The 22,154-nt window shown below is 49.0% G+C and carries 14 protein-coding genes and 1 pseudogene; 14 read left to right on the plus strand and 1 reads right to left on the minus strand.

Features of this window, described 5'->3' with window-relative positions:
• Positions 1–445 precede the first annotated feature (445 nt).
• The 5 genes from ACQY2K_RS07190 to ACQY2K_RS07210 are packed head-to-tail and all read left to right on the plus strand — an operon-like array spanning position 446 to position 4,943.
• The gene (locus ACQY2K_RS07190; RefSeq protein WP_428041294.1) at positions 446–1,612 is read left to right on the plus strand and encodes a hypothetical protein; all 1,167 of its coding nucleotides are present in this window, start codon (positions 446–448) and stop codon (positions 1,610–1,612) included.
• 26 nt (positions 1,613–1,638) lie between these two features.
• On the plus strand, positions 1,639–2,280 hold the full coding sequence (locus ACQY2K_RS07195) for a ribonuclease HII (RefSeq protein WP_428038200.1): 642 nt from the start codon (positions 1,639–1,641) through the stop codon (positions 2,278–2,280).
• On the plus strand, positions 2,277–2,630 hold the full coding sequence (locus tag ACQY2K_RS07200) for a YraN family protein (protein WP_428041295.1): 354 nt from the start codon (positions 2,277–2,279) through the stop codon (positions 2,628–2,630). The genes ACQY2K_RS07195 and ACQY2K_RS07200 overlap by 4 nt, the downstream gene beginning before the upstream one ends.
• Positions 2,631–2,642: 12 nt before the next feature.
• The gene (locus tag ACQY2K_RS07205) at positions 2,643–3,464 is read left to right on the plus strand and encodes a purine-nucleoside phosphorylase (RefSeq protein WP_428041296.1); all 822 of its coding nucleotides are present in this window, start codon (positions 2,643–2,645) and stop codon (positions 3,462–3,464) included.
• Positions 3,465–3,518: 54 nt separating this feature from the next.
• The gene (locus ACQY2K_RS07210; protein WP_428041297.1) at positions 3,519–4,943 is read left to right on the plus strand and encodes a lipopolysaccharide biosynthesis protein; all 1,425 of its coding nucleotides are present in this window, start codon (positions 3,519–3,521) and stop codon (positions 4,941–4,943) included.
• Here ACQY2K_RS07210 and ACQY2K_RS07215 read toward each other — a convergent pair.
• The gene (locus ACQY2K_RS07215; RefSeq protein ID WP_428041298.1) at positions 4,926–5,555 is read right to left on the minus strand and encodes a hypothetical protein; all 630 of its coding nucleotides are present in this window, start codon (positions 5,553–5,555) and stop codon (positions 4,926–4,928) included. The two genes, ACQY2K_RS07210 and ACQY2K_RS07215, sit on opposite strands and share 18 nt — an antisense overlap.
• Positions 5,556–5,588: 33 nt before the next feature.
• Between ACQY2K_RS07215 and ACQY2K_RS07220 the strand changes: the two genes are divergently transcribed.
• From ACQY2K_RS07220 to nagE, 9 genes and pseudogenes are all read left to right on the plus strand, one after another.
• A complete protein-coding gene (locus ACQY2K_RS07220) occupies positions 5,589–6,611 on the plus strand; it encodes an MraY family glycosyltransferase (RefSeq protein WP_428041299.1) in 1,023 nt (340 codons plus the stop codon).
• Between the two features lie 2 nt (positions 6,612–6,613).
• The gene (locus ACQY2K_RS07225; protein WP_428041300.1) at positions 6,614–7,885 is read left to right on the plus strand and encodes a protoporphyrinogen/coproporphyrinogen oxidase; all 1,272 of its coding nucleotides are present in this window, start codon (positions 6,614–6,616) and stop codon (positions 7,883–7,885) included.
• Positions 7,886–7,894: 9 nt separating this feature from the next.
• Positions 7,895–9,025, plus strand: a complete 1,131-nt coding sequence (locus ACQY2K_RS07230) for a nicotinate-nucleotide adenylyltransferase (RefSeq protein WP_177746770.1) — start codon at positions 7,895–7,897, stop codon at positions 9,023–9,025.
• On the plus strand, positions 8,995–9,867 hold the full coding sequence (locus tag ACQY2K_RS07235; protein ID WP_428041301.1) for a LytR C-terminal domain-containing protein: 873 nt from the start codon (positions 8,995–8,997) through the stop codon (positions 9,865–9,867). Before ACQY2K_RS07230 ends, ACQY2K_RS07235 begins: the two co-directional genes overlap by 31 nt.
• A gap of 51 nt (positions 9,868–9,918) precedes the next feature.
• Positions 9,919–10,437, plus strand: a complete 519-nt coding sequence (rsfS, locus tag ACQY2K_RS07240) for a ribosome silencing factor (RefSeq protein ID WP_428041302.1) — start codon at positions 9,919–9,921, stop codon at positions 10,435–10,437.
• A 6-nt stretch (positions 10,438–10,443) separates the two neighbouring features.
• Positions 10,444–12,036, plus strand: a complete 1,593-nt coding sequence (gene argS, locus ACQY2K_RS07245) for an arginine--tRNA ligase (protein ID WP_177746776.1) — start codon at positions 10,444–10,446, stop codon at positions 12,034–12,036.
• A gap of 98 nt (positions 12,037–12,134) precedes the next feature.
• Complete coding sequence (locus tag ACQY2K_RS07250; protein ID WP_428041303.1) at positions 12,135–18,089, plus strand: MG2 domain-containing protein; 5,955 nt, start codon at positions 12,135–12,137, stop codon at positions 18,087–18,089.
• Between the two features lie 118 nt (positions 18,090–18,207).
• Positions 18,208–20,700, plus strand: a complete 2,493-nt coding sequence (gene ptsP / locus ACQY2K_RS07255; protein ID WP_428041304.1) for a phosphoenolpyruvate--protein phosphotransferase — start codon at positions 18,208–18,210, stop codon at positions 20,698–20,700.
• 8 nt (positions 20,701–20,708) lie between these two features.
• Positions 20,709–22,139, plus strand: a pseudogene (gene nagE / locus ACQY2K_RS07260) (N-acetylglucosamine-specific PTS transporter subunit IIBC); the annotation flags it as partial.
• Positions 22,140–22,154 lie beyond the last annotated feature (15 nt).

Consider the following 22,154-nt stretch of genomic DNA (forward strand, 5'->3'; position numbering starts at 1 on the left):
AAAAAAACAAGGCCACGCGGCAATGACGGACACGAAAAACAATAAAACAAGGAACGTCGTCCTGAATTTATTTCAGAATCTACCTTATGGGTTATTATCTAAAAGGTCATACCGGAAGGTTTGCCGGTGCGGAGCGTTCCGGTATCTGTTGTTGTCCTCTTTTAGAGTAACGACAGATCCTGGACTACAACTTTCCAGGATGACGACAACTACAATACAAAAGGCAAACGACCCAAGCGGTAGATCCTGAAACAAGTTCAGGATGACCTCTTTTTTTATAAAGCCGTCATCCCCGAACCCTGCGGGCCGCCAAACACTCCGGGATAATGAAAAAAACAATAAAACAAGCCTCCACTTTTCTCTTCCCTTTACCCAAAAGGACCTATAAGCAGTCTGGGTCTTTTAGCCCTTTCTTTTTACAAAACTCCCGTGTTATACTGTTAGTATGAACACACGCATCGTAAAAACTATCCCGTTGATTTTCGCTTTCTTTTTATTAAGCACCACTCTGCCTGTCCGGGCGCAAAAGGGGTTCCAAGCCACGCGCAAGGCCGTCAAATCAGCCAAAGTTAAGGTCGTGCCAAGTCTGCCTGCTGAATTAGCCACCGCACGCGTTGCCACACAAATCCCGGCCGCCCAAATGGCTAAAATGTCCGCTAAGGCAAATGCCAAACTGGCCGCTCAAACCCAAGCCGTCAGTCAAAACTTATCCCGCCGGATGCCGATGAGCCCGCACCAGCATATTAAAGAATTGCTAAAAGGCAATAAAAACCCGACTGAGGCTCTGCGCCAATGGTGGAATTTAACAGATAAATACCACAAACCCAATATGTTTGAAGCCTTTGCTTCCACCTATTATAAAAAACACTTTTATATTCTTACCCCCCATTTGACCCAACTTTTCAAACGGGTGGAAATGCAAAATAACCGCGATTTGGAATTACGTTTTTTAAAACGCTTGCGCTTTTTGGCGGAAAACCGCACCCAGTTTCAAAAGGCATTTTCTCCCAACGCGCACCAAGCCACCTTACGCGTACGCTTTACAAACGATATTTCCCGCCTGACAGCCAAAAACTTTAACGCAAAGGATTTGGTTTTTTCCGTTGAAAAATTTTTAACTCCCAAACACCCTAAGCACGGTATCCGGCACGTTAATTTAAACAGCACATTTACCGTCGGGAACGGTCAGGAATTTGCAGTTTACAATTATAGCGGTCCGCTAGAATTTCTGCCGCACCTCTACCGCTATTTAATTAACGGGGAAAAGCACCTGCGCGACCCGATAACCGTCGTGTTTGATGCCAAGGCAAAAGCCATTGCTATTTATAACAAAGATAAATCACTTCGCCTGCGCATTACCACACACGAATATTCCCGTCCGGAAAAGTTGCACTTGCATTTAAATGAAACGCGCACCGGCTCTATCGTCAACCAACAAGGTCAAGAAGTGGAAGAAACGGTCAATTTTAACTTGTCTATTCCCATAGCCAAGCCCGAAAAATTGCCCAATCATAAACGGGACGAATATTTGTACAAACAGTTTATCCAAAACCCGCTTAATTTCTTCCGCGGGGATAAACGCGTAACAATTTTGCAACAGCCTATTTTCTGACGGGGAAATATTGCTATAATACTGTTATGATAAGTCCCCTATTTAACTTTGACAAACAACAGGCCATCTGCACCGAGTGCGACTTTATTATCGGCGTAGATGAAGCCGGACGGGGGCCGTTGGCAGGCCCGGTGGTGGCGTGTGCTTGCTTTATCCCCCCGGCTGCCGCGGCGGACTTTACCGATGTAAATGACAGCAAAAAATTAACCGAAAAGAAGCGTGAAGAACTGTTTAAACGACTCCAAACGTCCGATGCGGCCTTTGGGGTGGGCTTTGCTTCCGCCGCCGAAATTGACCGTTTAAATATTTTACAAGCCACCTTTTTAGCAATGCGCCGCGCCATAAAAAAATTTGAACATATCCCCAATTCCGTACTCTTAGTGGACGGGCCATACCCCATTTCCGGACTGGAAGCCAAACAACAACCCATTATAGACGGAGATGCCAAATCTTTGGCTATTGCCGCGGCCAGCATTGTAGCCAAAGTTACCAGGGACCATTATATGTCCGTATTGGACAAATTATATCCCGGTTACGATTTCGCCGGACATAAAGGCTACGGTACAGCCAAGCATATGGACGCTTTGCGCCGCTTAGGCCCGTGCCCGGAGCACCGCCGTTCGTTTGCCCCGGTGCGTAAATTATTGGCGCCGTCCATTTTGCCGTGAACCGCTTGGGCCTGGCGGGCGAAGAAAGCGCCGCACAATTTTTAAAAGCCAAGGGCTACCGTCTGTTGGAGCGAAACTTCGCCGCCCCATACGGAGAGATTGACATTATCGCACAAGATAAAAAAACCTTGGTGTTTGTGGAAGTAAAATCGCGGGCTTACACGGCCTTTGGCGGGCCGCTTATGGCGGTTACTCCCGCCAAGCAAAAGAAAATCGCGCGCACAGCCCACGCCTATTTGCAAGCAAAGGGCTTAAAATTTGATAGTATTAGATTTGATGTAATCTGCGTTCTGCCGGAAAAGATAGAACATATTGAAAATGCGTTCTTCCCGGAAAGAACGACAATGTAAATTGGAGGGAATATGACTCAACTCGCGCAGGTAAAAAAAGCAGCCGCTTATATAAACAAAAAAACGAAAAACTTTAAGCCCGAAATTGCTCTTATCACCGGGTCCGGTTTGGCCGGTTCCATACCGCCCTTGGAAAAAGAAGTAAAAATTCCTTATACGTCTATTCCCGGTTTTTTGCAAAGCACCGTGCCCGGCCACAGCGGGAACCTCATTTTCGGTGTTTATAAAGGCCGCAACATTGTAGTAATGCAAGGCCGTTTCCACTATTACGAAGGCCACCCGATGAAAGATTTGGCCATCTCTATCCGCACCTTAAAAATGCTTGGTGTGGAAAAACTTTTGGTATCCGCAGCCGTCGGTTCTATGGACCTTAAATTAAAACCCGGCGCCCTGTGCGTGCTGAAAGACCACATTAACTTTATGTGCAACAACCCCCTTATCGGCAACCACGACCCGGCCTTCGGCCCGATGTTTTTTGACTTGTCCGAAGCGTATGACAAAGGTATGCGCAAGGTAGCCCTTGCCGCCGCCAAAAAAACGGGCGTAACCGCCGGCGAAGGTGTATATTTGGCGGCTACTGGCCCGAACTTTGAAACTCCGGCCGAAATCCAAATGTTCAAAAAATGGGGCGCAACGGTTGTCGGTATGTCCGTCGTGCCGGAAGTGTTGGTAGCACGCCAATGCGGCATCAGCGTATTGGGCCTTGCCTGGGTAAGCAATATGGGCTGCGGTATTGAAAAGAAGCCGCTTTCCCACGCGCAAACTATCAGCGAAACCAAAAAAATTGAAGGCAAATTTAAAAAATTGCTGGAAATTTTATTCGTAAAATTATAAGGATTATTTATCCGCACGGGCATATAAAAAGACCCGTGCGGATTTTTTTGTTTTATGGCAAAGGATATCAAACGGCTCGGCAAAGAAACTCTCATCTACGGCACTTCCACAGTGCTCGCCAGGCTGCTTAATTTCTGTTTAGTTCCCTTTTATACCTATTATCTGCAACCTGCGCAATACGGCGCGATTGCCACCGTTTTTGCGGCCATTGCGCTTTTAAGCGTAGTTTTTTTGTTTGGGCTGGACCAAAGTTACCTGCGTTTTGCAAGTGAAGCAGAAAATAAACATAAAGTCTTTCGCCAATGTTTTTACGGAGTCTTGGCTAATGCCCTGGTATTGGGCGGACTGCTCTATATTTTTGCCCCCGAAGTATCCCTATGGTGGGGACTGGGCGAAAATTTTGGTCTTTTTCAATTAGCCGCCGCCATTTTATTTTTAGATGTTTTAAATATGATTGCCTTTACCAAGTTGCGCTTAGAACGGCGGGCGTGGTATTTTGCGGGCGTGCGTGCGTTTTCCATTGTGATAAATGTGGCATTAAATGTATTCTTTTTGGCGGTTTTGCACCGGGGGCCGAATTCCATTTTATGGGCCAACATCGGGGCTTCTTTGGCTTCGCTTATCGTTTTAACACCCGTTTGGTGGGGTGAATTGAAAGGGCACAAACCCTTTGCCTTTGATTGGAAACTGCAAAAAGAAATGTGGTCCTTTGCGTGGCCTTTTGTTCCCGCGGGGGTGGCAAGTCTTTTGGTAAGCGTGATAGACAAGCCCATTTTAGTACATTTAGTGGGCACGGAGCAGGTGGGTATTTATCAGGCAAACTTTAAAATCGGTGTTTTTATGATGCTTTTGGTGTCTATGTTTGACCAGGCTTGGAGACCTTTCTTTTTAGCGCACGCCAAAGATAACGATGCCAAAGATACCTTTGCCAAGGTATTATCTTTCTTTTTTGCGCTCGGCTCGTGGTTTTTACTGGGCATTTCCTTTTTAATGCCGGACCTTATCCAAAGCAACCTTTTTGGCAATTTCCATTTAATCGGGCCTGACTATTGGGGCGGGCTTTCCATTATTCCGCTTATTGTAACGGGATATTTCTTCTATGGGTTATATATTAACTTTATGGTAGGGCCTGTAATTACCAAAAAAACACGGGTACTGATGTGGATTACCCTTTTAGGAGCCGCCGCCAGCATTACCACCAACCTAACCTTGGTGCCGCATATCGGCATTTTGGGCGCGGGGTGGGCGGTAGCCGTCAGTTACGCGGTAATGGCAGCCGCGCTCTTTACCTTTACGCAAAAGGTTTATCCCATTCCTTACGAATACAAAAAACTGGCAGTGATGTTGCTCGTCTGCCTGGCTACGGTGGGCATAGCCCGGTATTTTAACGGCGCCGTGTGGGCAAAAATAACTTTATTAACACTCTATCCCGGGTGGATGTATCTCTTTTTAAGGCGCACATTACCGCAGGCTGATTAAGGTTAAATCCAGTGTAATATTGCCGTCTTTATATACCAAAATGTGTGGCACACTTATATCGCCGGTTGTATCCAAGAGGGCATATTCATCATAAAACAAATCTGCCGTATTGAGCATTGTTACCGATTGTGCCGCATACGGATAAAAATTCCCCTCGCGGTATAAAAAGCGTTCCTTGGCATCCCGCCCCTGGTAAGTAAGCGTAATCTCTCCGTCTTTCACGCGGTACTTTTGAAATACTCCCGCATCAGACAGCAACAAATTTAAAAACTGGGTAATGCGCCCGCGCACCACCGCCGTATCTGCATCTTTAAACAAATAACGGTAGGCAATTCCCTCGGGGCTGACGGTTGCGTGCAACACCTTATAGGCGGCCCCCGTCATCAGCAAAACGTCATAGTCTTCCGCGCCGATTTTTTTAATACGCAAAACCCCTTCCACATAGTCCTCGTTCATTTGTCCGACGGCCTTAAAAGCCGCCTGTGTGCGTCCGCCAACAAAAAAATCTACTTTTTTATAAGCGCGCATCCCGCTTGGCATTTGCTTGATTTGCCCCCCTGCACACGCACAGAGCCATATGGCTAATGAAAATGTTAAAATTCTTTTAAACATATCTTATCTCCTTATTATGATATTATAAATATTATGAAACCTTTTGTCCTTTATTTGCTGGCCGGTATCGTCTCGTGCGCGGTTTGCGCGGGAGTGCTGCCTATTCTCCGCCGAGTGGCTTCACGGGCCTTTTTAGATAACCCCGGCGGGCTGAAAACACATCACGGAGCGGTTCCTGTGCTGGGCGGGTGCGGCATTTTTTTAGGTTTGATATCCGGATTGGTTTTTATCCGTCTAACCACAGATTTTCCTTCCGGCACATTACACACCCTGCGCGGCATTTGTTTGGGCGGCCTACTGGTTTTTCTATTGGGTCTTGCGGACGATTTAAACAAACCCAAAGGCGTGAATATTACCCTTAAATTACTTGTGCAACTGACAGCGGTGGCGGCCCTTATTTATTACGGCATAGTCATACGGGCGTTTCCCTCTCCGTGGGTGGCTTGGCCGCTTACGTTTTTGTGGGTGGCGGGGCTAACCAACGCCTTTAATCTGTTGGACATTATGGACGGACTGTGCGTGAGCCAAGGCGTAATCTGCACGCTGGGACTTACTTTTATCGCACTTCCCGGCGAATATGTATATGTCAATTTTGCGGCCTTATCCCTATTGGGTGCGTGTCTTGCCTTTTGGCCGCACAACCACGCAAGCAAAAAAATCTTTCTGGGCGATAGCGGCTCCACCCTTATCGGCTTTACGGTGGCTTCTTTATCCATTGGAACAGGATATAGCGGGCACACGGATTGGGGCTTTTTGGCTCCTCTCTTTATTTTGGCAGTACCCCTGTTTGACACGGCCTTTGTCAGCCTGGCCCGCCTGTTAAAAGGCAAAAACCCTTTAAAGGGCAGCCCTGACCATATCGCCCTGCGGCTTAAAAAAGCCGGGTGGAAACCGGGCACTATTGTAACCGCGTTCGCCGCCACAGGGCTTTTGTGCAACGGGTGTGCGTGGGTTCTTACGCGCGCCGGGCTGCCTTTGGTTATCGGTTTATTTGTCTTGACCGGGCTATCGGCCCTTATACTTACCTTTTATTTACTCAAATTACCGGCGGATTAATTATGCACGTTAAAACATTAATTCTAGGCGCCGGACTAACCGGGCTTTCCACCGCTTACCACTTGGAAAAACAAGGTCAAACGGACTATCTTTTGGTAGAAAAAGAAAAGGCCCCCGGCGGACTTTGCAAAAGCCAAGTGCTAAACGGCTGTACCTTTGATTTTAGCGGACACCTACTACATTTGCACACCCCGGCAGGGAAAAAATTGGTAAAGGGTCTTTTGGGCCCAAATCTGCGCCGCGTAAAACGGCGCGCCTGGATTTACACCGGGTCCTCCCGCGTGCCGTTTCCGTTTCAGGCTAATTTATTTGCCTTGCCCGAAAAAGAGCGCAAACGCTGCCTCAACGGATTGTTGGCTTGTGCCCGACAAACCACCCCCGCTCCCAAAAACTTTAAAGAGTGGTGCTTGCAATCGTTCGGAGCGGGCATATACCAAATTTTTATGCGCCCCTATAATACAAAACTGTGGGGACGCGACCCAAAGGAAATGACCTGCGACTGGTGCGGGCCGTTTGTTCCCGTTCCCACCGTGGAGGAAGCACTAAAAAGCACCGTTACCCCGCCGAAAAAAAACTATGGCTACAACGCATATTTTTATTATCCCGCCAGCGGCGGTTGCGGGGCCTTGGCAGAAGCCTTGGCGCGCCCTATCACCCATTTATCGTTAAATACACCTGTTACGCGCATAGATTTAGCCCATAAAACAGCCCAATGCGGCAACCAATCCGTTTCGTTTGAGTATTTGGTAAATACTTTGCCTTTGCCTGAATTTTTGCGTCTAACCGGGGAAGCGGAATTTTCCGCGCTGGCAAATAAACTTGTCCACACACAAGTTAGAGTTTATAATTTTGCCGTCAAGCGTGCGGTAAAACCGTTTAGTTGGATTTACTTCCCCGATAAAGAAGACCCCTTTTACCGAGTCGGCCTGCAAAGCGGTTTTTCCCCGGATAATGCCCCGCAAGGCATCAGCACATTTTATGTGGAACTGCCCGGAAACTATCCGTGTACACAGCAGAGTGAAAAGCGCATTTGGAAGGCATTGGTCCAAAAAGGTATAATAGAAGAAAGCGACGACGTTTTATTTTCCTTCTGGCAGTCCTTGCCTTATGCCTACGCAGTTTACGATAAGCACCGCGCAAGCGCCGTTAGCCAAGCCTTAAAGGCGTTGGCAGGGTGCGGGTGTTTGTGTGCGGGACGGTATGGCAAATGGGAATATTCCTTTATGGAAAAATCTCTATTAGAGGGCTTGGATTTAGCCAAAAAACTTGTATAATGAGGTGTTATGAAAGTTCTCGTTTTTGGCGGCAGTTTTGACCCCGTACACAAAGGGCACGTTTCTTTGTTTCGCCGCGCGATGAAAGTCATCGCGCCGGATGTCGCACACATTGTTCCGGCCTATCACTCTCCGTTTAAAGCAAAATCTCCCACCCCGTTCCGCCTGCGGATGAAAATGCTTAAACTGGCATTTGCGGGGTTTGGAAAAAACATTGTTTTTGACGATTACGAATTAAAACAGGGCGGTAAAACTTACACCTATCAGTTAGTCCAATATCTTAAAAAGCGTTACGATAACCCGGAAATTTATTTATTGGTCGGCACAGACTGCTTAAATGATTTGCATAACTGGAAGAACCCCGGTTATATTTTTGATAATGCCGTAGTCGTAGCGGGAAAACGCAAAGGATATAACGAAAATCCGGCCCAATTTAACCATTTATTTTTGCCAGGATTTTTCCCAAAACTTTCGTCCAGCCGTGTCCGCGCGCATATTTTAGCCTGCGGAGACGTGCCGGACACCGTTCCGGAAATTATTGCCCCGATTATCCGCGAAAATAACCTCTATGGCTTGGACGTGCACACCTGGTTAAAGGCCCATTTAAAGCCCAACCGTTATTTGCACTCCAAAAACGTGGCGGAAATGGCTGCCGCTTTCAGCGATATTTACGACGTAAATGTAGAACTTGCCGTAAAAGCAGGCATTATGCACGACGCGGGCAAAGGTTTTTCCGGGCCGGAACTGATTGCTTTTTGCAAAGAACATAAAATTAAAGTCCCGTTTTTTGAAGATATTTGCCGTATGGAGCCAAGTTTGCTGCACAGTTACGTTTCGGCGTGGATTGCACAGCACGAGTTTGGCGTAACCAATAAAGACGTTATCCGCGCTATTGCCGAGCATACTTTGGGCAGTTTGCATATGAGTACGCTTTCTAAAATTCTGTTCGTGGCGGATATTTCCTCCAAGGACCGCAAGTACAAAGATGCCTTCGTCATACGCAATTTGGCGTTGCAAGACTTAAACAAAGCCCTGCTCTATGCGGCTAACCGCAAACTTCTGTTTACCATAGATACGCAAAAATGGCTTTGCCCGCTGGGAACACACTTATGGAACCATTTAATAAAGCAAGAAAAATAACCGAGCGGTGCCTGATGCTCTTGGCCACCGCGCTTTTTGCTTGGGCCATTTGGGCGCAACTTACCTCGCGCACCGTACAAATTCTGACGAACCGGGAAAAGGACTCCGTACATTTATCGGTGTTGACTTCCCCGGCTATGGATATTGCCTATAATCCGGCCACGCGTAAGGCGGCTATTTCCGTACGGGCCGAAACCTGTCCGCCGCACAACTGTAAACCTTTAAACCGCGCCAAATTTTTCACACCCGAAATTACCGGGCGGGAAGAAGCGTGGAACACCTTTAAAGAAGCCTTAAATAACTGGCGCTACAATCCGCTTATTATCGGACAAGCGGTATGGGCCTATATCACAGCCTGGCACGATAAACGCACCAACTTAACTCCGGCGGAGTTTGCGCTTATATCCCTGGAACTGACACAGTTGGAAGCCGCCGACTTTGCCCTAAAACTTCCCCCTTCCTCAAAACGCGCCAAAAAGGCCCGCCAGCAGATGCCGGAGGTGCCTCTGGTGGCAGATATGGCCCCCCTGACACAAAAGAACCGCCCGATAGTGGTGGAAATTTTAAATGCGTCCGGCCAACGGGGATTGGCTTTAAAATTAACGCAATTTTTGCGCGATCAAAATGCCAAAGGTCTTTTGCGCGTGGACGTCTTGCAATATGATAATTATCCCACGTTACAGGCTACCTCCTCTATCGTGGATTACAGCGGACGGCTAGTACAGGTAAAACAGTTGAGCCGCGCTATCGGCATAAACGGCGAAATTAAGACAGACTCTTCCCCCAATGTGATATGCGACACACGCATTATCTTGGGTAAAGACTTTGAAATGCCGCTCTAAAATGCTAGACTAATTTTATTGCAGTTATAACGTTATTTGCAGAGGTGGTTTATGAATACCAAAGAACTCGTATGCCTGGCGGCAAGACTTGCCGATGACAAAAAGGCCGAGAATATTAAAGTAATAGATTTGTGCGGACTTTCTTCGCTGTGCGATTATATCCTAATCGTATCTGCCACCTCTAAACCGCATTTGGACGCGGTGGAAGAAGAAATCAGCAAAAAATTAAAAGAATTGGGCTATTACAAAGCCAACCGCGACGGCGGAGAAAGCCATATGTGGCGTGTGAGCGACTATGGCGGTTTTTTGGCCCATATTATGACGCCGGAAGCGCGCGATTTTTACGCGCTTGATAAGATTTTCAGTTTCGGTAAAGAAATTGACTATAAAAAACCTGTTAAAAAAGCAGTAAAAAAACCCGCAGCCAAAAAGACTCCGGCCAAAAAGACAACTGCTAAAAAAACAACCGTTAAAAAGACCGCGGTAAAAAAAACGGCCACCAAGAAAACCGCCGCTAAAAAAACTGCCGTAAAAAAGACGGCTGCTAAAAAAACCGCTAAAAAGAAATAACCTCTTATGCTAGAAAAACTAAAACAAGACATCTCTTTAAAACTCGCCAACGCGGACTACTTTAAGGGCTGCGAATTGCCCGAAGTGGAATTTGCCCCCGCGCCCGCCCATACCGGGGCGGACATTTCGCTCGTGTGGGCAATGGCTGCCGCCAAAAAGTTACACAAGAACCCGCTGGAAATCGCCAAAGAGGCCTGCAAGGTCTTGCGCGAACTGACCGGCATTGCCGATGCGCAAGCCGTTCCGCCCGGGTTTATCAATTTAAAATTGGAAGACAACTTTGTTATTACCTGCGCTTCCGACCGCCGTATTAAAGACCGCAGTGCCGAAACCTCAAAACACAATATTTTAATTGAATTTGTTTCCGCCAACCCTACCGGTCCCTTGCACGTAGCCAGCGGACGCGGAGCCAGTTTGGGCGACAGTTTGGTTAAAATCCACCGCGCATTGGGCTACTCTTGCGACAGCGAATATTACGTCAATGATGCGGGCAATCAGGCCGAACTGTTAGCGGTGTCCGTCAAGGCCCGCAAAGAGGGCAAAGAACCGCCGGAAAACGGCTATCACGGCACTTATTTAATTGATTTAGCCAAACGTATCCCGGCTGATTTGCCCGAAGACCAATACGGCCGTTGGGCAATGGAAGAGTTAATCAAAACCCAACAGCAGGATATGAAAGATTTTCACGTTGATTTTACGCGTTGGTTCCGCGAATCAGACCTGCACAAAGACCAAGCCCCTAAGAAAGCCTTGGAAGCCTTAACGGCCAAAGGCTATACTTACGAAAAGGACGGGGCGATTTGGTTCGGCTCCACCAAGGATGCCGAAGCACAGGACGATAAGGACCGCGTGCTTGTGCGCCACGACGGCCGCCCGACGTATTTTTTGGCTGATATTTCTTATCACAAAAATAAATACGACCGCGGATACGATACCCTAATTGATATTTTAGGCGCCGACCACCACGGCTATGTGCCGCGTATGAAGGCCGCTGTGCACGCGTTGGGCCACGAAGAAAAAACTTTTGTACCGATTATCCACCAACTGGTGCATTTAATTGAAAACGGCGAGCAGGTAAAAATGTCCAAGCGTGCAGGCCGCTTTATCACCTTGCGTGAATTAATGGACGAGGTGGGTACAGATGTCTGCCGATTCTTCTTTGCCAGCCGCACGCCCAATGCCCATATGATGTTTGATATGGACCTGGCCAAAAAGCGCACCAACGAAAACCCGGTTTTCTATGTGCAGTATGTACACGCGCGTATTCACTCTATCTTCAAAGCCGCGGCGGAAGCGGGCATTACCGATTATAACGGCATTACCACTCCGCTTGCCCCGCAGGAAAGAGCACTTTTGTTAAAACTGATTTGGCTCAAACACGTCTTGCGCAACTGCATTGCAGATTTAAGCCCCCACCACTTAACCACTTATTTGGTTGAATTGGCGGGCCTGTTCCACGCGTTCTACGATACCTGCCGCGTGCTGGATGAGAATAACTTGGAACAAACTAAATCCCGTTTATTTATTTGCCAACGGGTAGCGGAGCGGATTAAAAAAGGGCTGGAATTTATCGGCGTAAGCGCGCCGGAACAAATGTAAGCCCGGACAAATTAAAATATAGACAGAAAAATCTCTATCCTCCTTCGGGCGGACGGAGATTTTTCATCTCCGGTAATTTTTATATAAAGGGGAATTGTATGAAAAAAACACTTTATCTTATTTTAGGCATTTTGCTGTTGCCGTTGGCGATTGGGGCGCAAAGTCTGCCCAAGGCGGAGGAATCTTTTGCAAAAGGTGATTATTCGTCCGCGCTCACACAGTACAAACAATTAATGCAATCGGCCACCGGAGAGGAGCGTCTGCACGCCCAACTGCGCTATGCCGCCTGCCAATACGGCCTTGGCGAATATTTAAATGCCGCTAAAACCATTTGGAATTATCCCCTGCCTGAAAACGATTTGTGGAAAGTGCGCTTTTTGCTCTACCGTATCCAAATTTCAGATCAAGCCGCCTCAGTTTACCGCCGGTTATTAAACGAACGGCAAATAGACTCTAAGGACGCGCAAAACGACCCCGAATCCTGGACCCAAGCCGAGTGGGAATCCCGCATCACCCAAGATTACGAAACGCTTTGGGCTATGCGCGCCGCGCTTATCAATTTCCCGGTTGAACGCGAAACCCTTATTTTAAACATCAAGGAAACCGATACCCAGCGTATTCCCACGCTATTTGACTATGTGGTATTTGAGTGGCGCAACAGATTAACTGCACAAAAGACCGTTGTCCCCGCCCGTTTGGAAAATGCCGAATATTTAGACGGATATGCCGAGGTTGTGCCCCAACAGAAGGAACAGGCCGAAAAATTGGCTTACCTTCTAAAAACCGCCTATTTGCTAGACGGAAAAGGCCGCCAAAATGCCAAAATCTTTTGGCAAACCGATTTTATTTTATTGCCCTTTACGCAAGAACGCTTTTTTGAACTTAACAACAAAGAAAAAGCCCTTAACGCCGCCGTCAGCCAGTTAAACGTCATCAGCGGTCTTACCCCCCAAACCTTGGGCTTTTGGAATAAAATTAAAGGCTATGTGTCTGCCGACAATACCGACTATGGCCGCTCTTATGCGGCTTACAAGGCCGCCGAATTATTATGGAACCGCAACGGCGACCGCGAAGAAGCCCTTAAAATTGCCCGCTTTGGCAAAGGCTTAAACAATGGCTACTATGCCAAACAATGCGCCCAACTGGAAAAGCAAATTTTAAAAAAGGAACTATCTTTTAATGCCTTGCCCAAGGCCATTAATCCGCAAAAGACAGAACTATCTTTCACCGCCCGGAACGCACAAGAAGTATTTGTCCGTATATACAAAACCTCGTATGAGGAACTGTTAAAATTCTACCGCGCAGGGCAGGTTGGCCGAACGGTGAACTCGTGGGATTTTCTCACGCGTTTATCCGGCAAAAACATAAAGGAAGTGCTTTCCCGCGCGCCTTACAAAGCCGCCTCCACACAAGTAATGTACGAACGCCCTTATTTTGAGCAAAAGGCCACTGTTGCGCTCCCCCCGCTTGAAAACGGTTTCTACTTTGTGCTAGCCAGTTATGACGCCTCTTTTGATGATGCTTCCGCGCCCGTGCAAGGGGCCGTTTTAAATGCCACCGATTTGGCCTTGTTCGTTACCGGGGCTATTGAGGACAATCCGGATAAGTATGTAGCCACTCTGTCCGGCAAGACGCAAACGTTCCGCCCCAATGTATTCCGCGTGTACACCGCTAATTTAAAAACAGGCGAAACGGAAGGAAACGCTAATTTGGACATTATCACCACCTGGAAAGGGACCCGCCAAAAAGCCGTTACCCAGGCCGACGGCTCCGCCGCGTTTGTACGCCCCATTACGGTCAGTAGCGGACGGAACACCAATAACAACTATTTTATCAGCCCCTTGGCAGAAAAAGACGGCAGCCGCGCCTTTGCCCCGGCGCTCTATTTTCATTTTTATAATAACGAACCGGTACGGCTTTTCCTGCAAACGGACCGCGCCATTTACCGCCCCGGCGAAAAGGTTCAACTCGCTTTAAATGCTTTTGAAACCTTGCCGCGCGGCTTAAAGGTTCTTCCCAATCAACGTGTGGAAATCAAAGTGGCGGACGCTTCGGGCAACACCGTCTTTACCGCCCGCCCTGCCACCAATGCAATGGGAACCGCACAGGCTGAATTTACCCTGCCGGACAACCCAATGTTAGGCTACTTTCAAATACAGGCTTCCTTGACCGCAAATAACCGGACCTACCGCACCTACCAGTCGTTCCAAGTAGAAGAATACAAACGCCCGGATTACGAAATCACTTTATCCGCAGACGGAGCCGCCCGGGAATATAACAAGGAAACCGCTGTAACAGGCCAAGCCCGGTACTATTTTGGCGCACCCTTGGCCGGAGCCGTCATCAACTATACGATACACCGCCAAGACTATCTGCCACCTTTCTACTGGTGGGCCATATTTCCGCCTGCCGGCGGTGATACCGTTATCGCACAAGGCTCCGCCAAAACGGACGAAAAGGGATCTTTTAAAATTTCCTTTACCCCCCGCCAACAGGAAAAGGACGAAACCTTTGCCAAATATGTGGTAAAAGCCGAAGTGTTGGACGAAAGCGGCCGCCCTATCAGCACGCAAAAGACCTTTACGGTCAGCACGCTGGCTAAACTCTTTAAACTGGACTTTACGCAAGGTTTTTATGACGCCAATACCCAAACGCCCGACTTTGCCCGGCTCACACTTACCAATGCAGACGGCAACGCAGTAACGGGCAAGGTATCTGTCAAGGTATCATTATTGGAAAACAGATTGCCGGAAGTCCAAGAGGAAAACCGTTTTTATCCGCACCCGGAACGCACATTGGAAAACCAATTTAAAAATGCTAAGGAAGTAAAAACCGCTTTCACGCAGGATATTTCCTTTAAAACCGCCGGAGAAAAGACTTTATCTTTGCCCGCGTTGCCGGAAGGAATTTACCGTCTGACCTTAAAGGCGGACAAAGCCGGCACGCAAAGTATGGTTTTTGTGGTAGCGGACACGCACTCTCAGTTGCAGTTGCCGGACGTTACGCTCTTTCAACGGGAAACTTATTACCCCGGGGAAACCGCGCGCGTATTGTTGGGGGCAGGCAATCTGACAGGCTCCAAACGTGTGGAAATCTACCGTGGGGAAACCTTCCTTACGCATAAAGATTTATTACCCGGCGGTGTGTCGGTTTACACCTTCCCGGTGGAACAAGAGGCGCGCGGCGGGCTGGCGCTTGCTTGGTTTGGGGCCAGCAATTATACGTTCCACCAAGGCCAGGCAACCGTAAAAATTCCCTTTAACAATAAGAATTTATCGGCTATTATTGACGTTCCTAATGAGGTCCGCCCCGGGGAGGAAACCTCTTGGAAATTAACCGTAAAAGATGCTGCCGGCCGTCCCGTACAGGGACAAGCCGCTTTGACGGTATATGATAAATCGTTAGATTATTACGCAAAACCGGAACACGCACTATCGGCGCAGGCGCTTTTCCCGCAAAATGCCCAAACGGCCGACCGCACCTCTAACCAGGCCAACGGATATTTTTCCAACTATTTTACAGGAAAAACGGAGCATACCTTTACCCCGGCGCCGCGATTACCCGCCAGCAACTTGCAAATGGCGGCACGCCCATACCGTATGTTCGGGCTTTCGCGCGCCAACAACGCAATGTTAAAGTCCGCTATGGGGGCCGCCCCTCAACTGGCCGCAAGCAAAGCCACCTATAAGGAAAGTTTTGCTGAAACCGCCGAAGAAACCGCAACCGAAGAATCTTTTGATACCGCCGCCGCGCCCAATGATGAGGGCTCTGCGGATTCCCCGCGTACCAATTTTGCCGCGACTGCGTATTTTAATGCGGCCTTGCCTGTCGTTAATGGGCAAAGTATCGTTAAATTTACCTTGCCGCAGAGTTTAACGGCTTGGAATATTGTCGGTTTTGCACTTACGCAAAATGCCGATTTCGGCGCGTTCAGCGCCGCCACCGTTACCCGCAAGGACTTTATGGTCCGCCTGCAAATGCCGCGTTTTTTCCGGGAGGGCGATAAAGGAATTTTACAGGCCGCCGTTACCAACTTAACGGGTAAAAAAATTACTACCGAGGTCGCTCTTGCTATCCAAAAGGACCAAGCAAATGCCCTCATGGATTTCGGCCTGACAAATACGGCTAAACGCGTAACCGTTGGCGCAAATGCAACTGAATTTGTAACGTGGGAAATTACCGCCCCCAATGTTCCCGCACTCTACGGCATTACCGCCACCGCCCGCAGCGGCAAGGCAAGCGACGGCGAACAAAAAACCTTGCCTGTTTATCCGGGCCGCCAACGCACCTTGGCTACGGTCAATACCGCGCTTAAAAACGGGCAAAACACTTTGGAACTGACCGAACTGAAAGACGTACCCGCCGCCGATATGCAAACGGCGGTTCTGGCAATTCATCCCAGTTTGGCCCTTTCGGTGCTTAATTCTATGCCCAACCTGCTGACAACCCCGTACAAAGACCTTGTCAGCACCTTAAACCGCTATGCGCCCTTGGCTGTGGTTCACCGGTTCTACACCACCTATCCGCAACTGAAACAAGCGGTTTCTAAACTGCCCAAACGTACGGGTCAAGATGCCGTTTGGAACGAAAAGGATCCGTTGCGTTTAACGCTGTTAGAACAAACACCGTGGCTGCGCCAAGCCCAAGGCCGCCAGAGCAAAACCGCGGATCTAGTAGATTTGTTCAATCCGGGAACGGTCCAAAAAACGCTAAACAAGGAACTCACGCAACTTAAAAAATTCCAAAACACAAGCGGCGCTTTTGCGTGGTTCCCGGGCGGACACGACGACGATTATTTAACCCTCTATGCCTTAAATGCGTTTGCATCCGCCGTATCTTTCGGTGCGGAAATACCGCAAGCCGAAACCCAACAGGCAATTTCCTATATGGTCCCCCGTATTGAACAAAAATTAAAGGCCGATAAAGACGGCAGCGAAGATACGGTTTCCTTAGCGCTATATGCGGCTTATACTCTTTCCGCGTTCCCCCAAAACTGGGCACAAATCGCACAGGCAAAACCCTATATTAAGCGCTGGGCCGACTATGCCGGGGAACACGCCCGCTTTATGACGGCCCTCGGCCAAACCTATGCGGCGGCCGTTTACCACCGATTGGGAGACGATATAAAAGCCAACCAATACCTGGACCTCGTTTTATCCCGTATGAAACAGGATAAACTGGCCGGAGCCTATTTTGCCCCCGAGGAACAAAGTTGGGTTTGGTACCGAGACACTCTTTCCACCCAAACGGCCACCCTGCGCGCACTGGCAGAAATCCGCCCGCAAGCCCCCCAAATAGAGGCTATGACCCAATGGTTGCTTTTTAACCGCCAAGTAACCGGGTGGAATAATTCCAAAGCCGCGGCCCAAGCCGTGTTTGCCCTGCTGGACATAATGCAGGCCAAGGGCGCGCTGTCGCTCCCGGTAACCTATCAGGTAAATTGGGACGGCGGGCAAAAACACTTCGCGTTTGAGCCAATGGACTGGACGCAAGACCTGCAACTCACGCACACGGGCCGCCAAATCAGCGATAAAACCAAAACCGCCGAAATTACCAAACAAGGCATAATGCCTGATTTTGCTTCGCTGTCAGTGCTGTACCAAACGCCCACCGTAAAGGCTTCGCCCAAGGGAGTTATCAACGTAACGCGCGAATACTTTACGCGCTTTACGCAAGACGGGGTACAGAAACTCCGCCCGGTGCAGGATTTGGACGAAATAAAAGTAGGCGACGAGGTGGAGGTGCACCTCACGCTGACAACAGACAGTGAATTTGAATATGTATTGCTGGATGACCCCAAGCCCGCCGGCTTTGAAAGCGAGGATTTAACAAGCGGTTGGGAGTGGGATAAATTGTCCTTATACCGCGAAACACGCGAAGCGGCCACCCGGTTCTTTATCAACCGGGTACCCGCCGGAAAGGTAACGCTTTCTTATGTACTCCGACCGACAATTCCCGGCAAATTCCGCGCGCTCCCGGCACAGGCGCAATCTATGTACGCGCCTGAATTTGGCGCCCACACAGGCACGGAATTATTAACCGTAGATAAATAAGCCTGTTTTTTATTGTTCCCGGTTTGGTTTCTGCCAAGCCGGGATTTTTTATGTAAATCCGTATAAAAAGCACCCGAGAATATACTATAATGAAAGTAATTCTAAGGAGTATTTTACTATGCCTTTAACCGTTTTCGCGCCGATTGACGGCGCAGTTGTACCGCTTGAACAAGTGCCCGACCCGGTATTTAGCGAACGTATGTTGGGCGACGGAGTTGCCCTTGACCCCGCCGGAGACACTATCTACGCCCCGATAGACGGGAAAATTATCAATTTTAACAAAGCCCTGCACGCACTGGTTATTGCCCAAAACGGGATAGAAATTTTAATCCACGTCGGCCTGGAAACGGTCTCTTTAAAAGGCGAAGGGTTTACTCCGCTCGTCAAAGAGGGCGAGACAGTTAAAAAGGGCCAACCCCTTTTAAAATTTTCACACACCGCACTTGCCAAGGCCGCCAGTTCCCTTATTATGTTAGTGGTAACTGCTCCGGCCGATACCAAGGTACAAGGTATTGCCCCGGAACTCGCCAAAACAGGCGAACCGCTTTTTCAGGTTTGCGTGTCCAGCGAACAAACTACCGCAAATCTAAGCCAAACTTTTACGCAGGGCGGTCCTTTTACCGTGTTAAATTCCAATGGTTTGCACGCGCGTCCGGCGGGCGTACTGGCCCGTTTGGCAGCCGCCTATGCCTATCCCGTACAGATATGCTGCGGAGATAAAAGCACCGACGCTAAAAGCGTAGTGGGTATTATGGGGCTGGCGCTTGAATACAACAGCCAAGTAACGGTAAAAGCAGGCGGTCCGACCGGCGAAGCCAAAACCTTTCTGACCCAAGTGGAAAAAGCCTTTCAAAATGCCTTTGGCGAAAAGGGGGCGAACCTATCTATCCCCACAGAAAACAAAAAGACTCCGCTAGATTTTTCCGCTGGCGCAGAAGTTTCCGGCCTGTGTGCCTGCGGAGGCCTTGCCCAAGGACCTGCTTTTCTTTTTAAACCGGCAGATGCCCAATACGAGGAAAATGCCACCAACCCGCAAGAGGAATTAAAAGCCTTGTCCGCCGCGTTGGAAGCGGAAACGTCCGAAACGCAAGCCAAAATTGCGGCCGAACCGCACAAAACATCGCAAGATATTTTGGCTGCCCATTTAGCACTGTTGCAGGATCCGCTTATGCACCAAACCGCCTTGGAAGCGGTCTCCCGCGGCAAAACAGCATCTTATGCCGTAAACGAAGCCGTCCGCACCAGTATAGATATTTTAAAAAAGACAAAAAACCGCTTTTTAATGGAGCGTATTGCCGACATTAAAGATTTACGCCGATCCCTTCTGTGGCGGCTGAGCGGGCAGAAATATGCCTTGCCGAAACTACCCCCGGGCTGCATTTTAATAGCCGAGGAGTTGCTCCCCTCCGAAGTATCCCATTTAGCAGGGTTAGCCGCCGGCGTTCTGCTGGCCCACGGCTCGCCCACCGCGCACGCGGGTATTTTGCTGCGCAATATGGGGCTGCCCGCCATAGTAAATGCCGGAGAAGATATACTTCAAATTCCAAGCGGCGCACCCGTCCTCTTATATGCGGACGAAGGGAAAGCCGTCATCAACCCGACGAAAGAGCAACTAAAAGATTTCGCCGCCACCAATCAAAAGGAACAGGCCCTGCTGCAAGAGGCTTCTACCCAAGCGCAGGAGCCGGCACTAACCTCTGACGGCGTGCATATTTCTGTGCAAGGCAACGTCTCCTCTCCACAGGAAGCGGCATTAGCCGTACAACACGGAGCCGAAGGATTAGGACTCGTACGCACCGAATTTTTATTTAATAACCGCGCTGACGCACCCGGCGAAACCGAACAGCAGGCCGTATATCAGGAAACACTCAATGCCTGCCGGGATATGTCAGCCACGTTTAGGCTGTTGGATGCCGGCGGAGATAAACCCTTGCCTTTTGTAAATATTCTGCCGGAAGATAACCCCATTGTAGGGGTGCGCGGTATCCGCGCATTTAAACGCAATGAAGATTTTTTCCGCACCCAAATCCGTGCTGTTTTGCAAACAGCCCCCCTTAACCAAGTGCGCATAATGTTGCCGATGGTAACTTTTGCAGAAGAAATTATCTTTTTCAAAAAATTAATCGCCCAAGAGGCCGAACAATTAGGCATAAAAGAACAGGTGCAAATCGGTGCAATGATAGAGGTCCCCTCCGCCGCGCTTACAAGCGGACAACTGGCCCGGCACGCGGACTTCTTCTCTATCGGCACGAACGATTTAACACAATATACGCTGGCGATTGACCGCGGACACAAAGAATTAAGCGCGCAGGCGGACCCGCTCCACCCGGCCGTCTTAAAACTCATTTCCTTAACTAGCCAAGGGGCAAAAAAATATAACCGCCCCGTAGCCGTTTGCGGGGCTATGGCGGGCGACCTGGCCGCTGTGCCCTTTTTAATCGGGCTGGGCGTAAGCGAATTGGCCGTTGGCGTTAAAAACATTGCGCAAGTAAAGGCGTTAATCCGCCGCGTTAGCCACAAAAAATGTGAAGAACTTGCCGCACAAGCATTAGAATTAACCTCGGCGCAGGAAGTACGCGCCTTGGGCCGCAAATACATTGCCTTATCATAGGAGCATTTATGGAAAAATTAAAAATAGTTTGCACCGCTATTGGTAAGTTTTTAGTCCGATTAGGCAAGGCCCTTATGCTGCCGATTGCCGTCCTGCCGATTGCAGGGCTGCTCTTGCGCCTCGGGCAGCCGGACCTGCTTAATGTTGCTTTTATTTCGCAGGCGGGCGGGGCTGTTTTTACCAATTTGCCCATTATTTTTGCTATCGGCGTAGCCATCGGCTTCGCCAAAGAAAACCACGGAGCCGCGGCATTGGCCGCGTTCGTCGGTTATGTGATTTTAACCGCTACCCTAAAAACCCTGGACCCCGATATTAATATGGATATTTTGGGCGGCATTATTACGGGCGCGGTGGCCGGTTGCCTGTACAATAAATACAAGGATATAGCACTTCCCCCATACTTGGCCTTTTTCGGCGGGAAACGCTTCGTGCCCATTGTTACGGGAGCGGTGTGTTTACTGCTTGCGTGCGTGTTTTACTTTGTATGGCCGCCTATCGGGCGCACTATCAGCGCGTTTGGCAACTGGACGATTTCGTCCGGCAGTATAGGCCTTTTCTTTTACGGGCTTGCCAACCGTTTGTTAATTCCGCTCGGGTTGCACCACATTTTAAACAACTTGGTTTGGTTCCAATTCGGTGATTTTGCCACCGTTCAAAACGGCGTAAATACCTTGGTACACGGAGATTTGACCCGATTTTTTGCGGGAGACCCCAAAGCCGGTACTTTTATGGCGGGTTTCTTCCCGGTGATGATGTTCGGCCTGCCTGCCGCGTGTTTGGCGATGATTAAAACCGCCGATACCGCCCGCAAAAAAGCCACGGCTGGGCTTCTTTTGTCTATGGCACTTACGTCCTTTTTAACCGGGATTACGGAGCCGATTGAATTTTCGTTTATGTTTTTGGCTTTTCCGCTGTATGTGTTGCACGCGGTATTAACGGGCCTTTCTCTCGTCGTTATGAACCTTTTGCAAGTGAAACTCGGCTTCACTTTTTCCGCCGGACTTTTTGATTATTTACTTAGTTACGGCTTGGGCACAAACGGTTGGAAATTAATACCCGTAGGGCTTACATACGGAGTCCTCTATTATTTTGTTTTTTACTATGCCATTACCAAATGGAATTTACTTACTCCCGGACGGGAACCGGAAGCCGTTTTGGCACCTAACACCCCTGAACCTGCGGTGCCGGCTCCCGAGCAAACACATACGGACGAGCCTCTTGCCCGAGGAGAAAAATATATACAGGCCTTAGGCGGAAAGGATAATATTTTATCGCTGGATGCGTGCGCCACACGGCTGCGTTTGGAAGTGAAAAACGCTACCGAAGTACAAGAAAATGCCCTCAAACAACTGGGGGCGCGCGGGGTAGTAAATGGCGGAAACGGCATTGTACAGGTAGTTATCGGGCCGGAAGCGGACCTCTTGGCAGATGAAATAAAACAATATTTAAAATAG

The sequence above is a fragment of the Candidatus Avelusimicrobium fimicolum genome (genome assembly GCF_021632165.1).
Lineage (GTDB): Bacteria > Elusimicrobiota > Elusimicrobia > Elusimicrobiales > Elusimicrobiaceae > Avelusimicrobium > Avelusimicrobium fimicola.

What these genes read in the sequence shown, in the direction of transcription:
- ACQY2K_RS07190 (WP_428041294.1), top strand. Translation starts at nt 446, where the DNA reads ATGAACACACGCATCGTAAAAACTATCCCGTTGATTTTCGCTTTCTTT.
- ACQY2K_RS07195 (WP_428038200.1), top strand. Translation starts at nt 1,639, where the DNA reads ATGATAAGTCCCCTATTTAACTTTGACAAACAACAGGCCATCTGCACC.
- ACQY2K_RS07205 (WP_428041296.1), top strand. Translation starts at nt 2,643, where the DNA reads ATGACTCAACTCGCGCAGGTAAAAAAAGCAGCCGCTTATATAAACAAA.
- ACQY2K_RS07210 (WP_428041297.1), top strand. Translation starts at nt 3,519, where the DNA reads ATGGCAAAGGATATCAAACGGCTCGGCAAAGAAACTCTCATCTACGGC.
- ACQY2K_RS07215 (WP_428041298.1), bottom strand. Translation starts at nt 5,555, where the DNA reads ATGTTTAAAAGAATTTTAACATTTTCATTAGCCATATGGCTCTGTGCG.
- ACQY2K_RS07220 (WP_428041299.1), top strand. Translation starts at nt 5,589, where the DNA reads ATGAAACCTTTTGTCCTTTATTTGCTGGCCGGTATCGTCTCGTGCGCG.
- ACQY2K_RS07225 (WP_428041300.1), top strand. Translation starts at nt 6,614, where the DNA reads ATGCACGTTAAAACATTAATTCTAGGCGCCGGACTAACCGGGCTTTCC.
- ACQY2K_RS07230 (WP_177746770.1), top strand. Translation starts at nt 7,895, where the DNA reads ATGAAAGTTCTCGTTTTTGGCGGCAGTTTTGACCCCGTACACAAAGGG.
- ACQY2K_RS07235 (WP_428041301.1), top strand. Translation starts at nt 8,995, where the DNA reads ATGGAACCATTTAATAAAGCAAGAAAAATAACCGAGCGGTGCCTGATG.
- rsfS (WP_428041302.1), top strand. Translation starts at nt 9,919, where the DNA reads ATGAATACCAAAGAACTCGTATGCCTGGCGGCAAGACTTGCCGATGAC.
- argS (WP_177746776.1), top strand. Translation starts at nt 10,444, where the DNA reads ATGCTAGAAAAACTAAAACAAGACATCTCTTTAAAACTCGCCAACGCG.
- ACQY2K_RS07250 (WP_428041303.1), top strand. Translation starts at nt 12,135, where the DNA reads ATGAAAAAAACACTTTATCTTATTTTAGGCATTTTGCTGTTGCCGTTG.
- ptsP (WP_428041304.1), top strand. Translation starts at nt 18,208, where the DNA reads ATGCCTTTAACCGTTTTCGCGCCGATTGACGGCGCAGTTGTACCGCTT.